Genomic DNA, 904 nt, shown 5'->3' with positions numbered 1-904 from the left:
GCTAATAGGGGAAAACACACGGCCCAAACGATTGTCGCTTTCTGCCAACGGTTGACACAGATTTTCCCAGGTGAACGGCGTGCCCTGCGCGACCACACGCTCAATCTCATTGCGACAGTCCGCCAGAACGGACTGAATGGCGGGGACGATGTCATCGACGTTGATGGCGGAAAACGGGGGCAGCACGAACGGGGTCAATAATGGATTCGTCATATCACGGTCCTATCGTTATGTGTCAGCCAGCGGCAAGGGCCATCGCGCGAACGGCGGCGCTGGCAAAAAAGGGCGAATTATTAATTAACATGAGGCCAGAAAGGGCAAAAATCAATGAACCGGGGAAAATTCCCTGAGCATGTGAAAACCGCGCGTATTGCACACGTCAGCATGGGGTACTGCGCAGATGTTTCACTGCGATGTAGCGGGCAGCGTGAAGAGAGCGGTATTGTGTTTAACGTGCCATACGTACTGCCTCATTCCCTCCCGGCGTATCATAACCGGCATAAAAGTAGACCACGGTTTGTGGGTTGCCGTATTCACTAAAAAACTCAGCGATACGGTCACGCTCCAGCCCATAGCGCCGCGACAGCAGGCCCGCCTCAAACGCGGCTTTTTGCCGATCGCCCACCGCTTCCGCCAGGTTATACGCGTATCCACAGATATAACCGCGTCGATATTCGATACCATGATGCTGAATTTCGCATAATGGCTGGGGCGTTTGGGCTTTAAGCCCGTCCATAACGCCATCGCCAAAGGGGTTTGCCACGATGTTCTCCACTCATTACCGTTATATACTTAATAATATAACGGTCGATCGACCCTTTCGGCAAGGGGGATTGCGAGAGGATTGCGATATGGTTTTCCGGTGATAATTTCTGCGGCAGGACGTTTATACTGTGCGAGACAT

The 904-nt window shown here is 52.8% G+C and carries 1 protein-coding gene and 1 pseudogene; both read right to left on the bottom strand.

Annotated elements, in window-relative coordinates:
- Positions 1-213 (bottom strand): annotated as a pseudogene (locus tag J5224_RS30805) (oligopeptidase A); the annotation flags it as partial.
- 235 nt (positions 214-448) lie between these two features.
- On the bottom strand, positions 449-763 hold the full coding sequence (locus J5224_RS30800; RefSeq protein WP_264628823.1) for a DUF2623 domain-containing protein: 315 nt from the start codon (positions 761-763) through the stop codon (positions 449-451).
- Positions 764-904: the final 141 nt, after the last annotated feature.

The sequence above is a fragment of the Candidatus Symbiopectobacterium sp. NZEC135 genome (genome assembly GCF_025962695.1).
The sequence above is the reverse complement of the archived record's forward strand: the minus strand, read 5'-3'. Positions and strand labels throughout refer to the sequence as shown.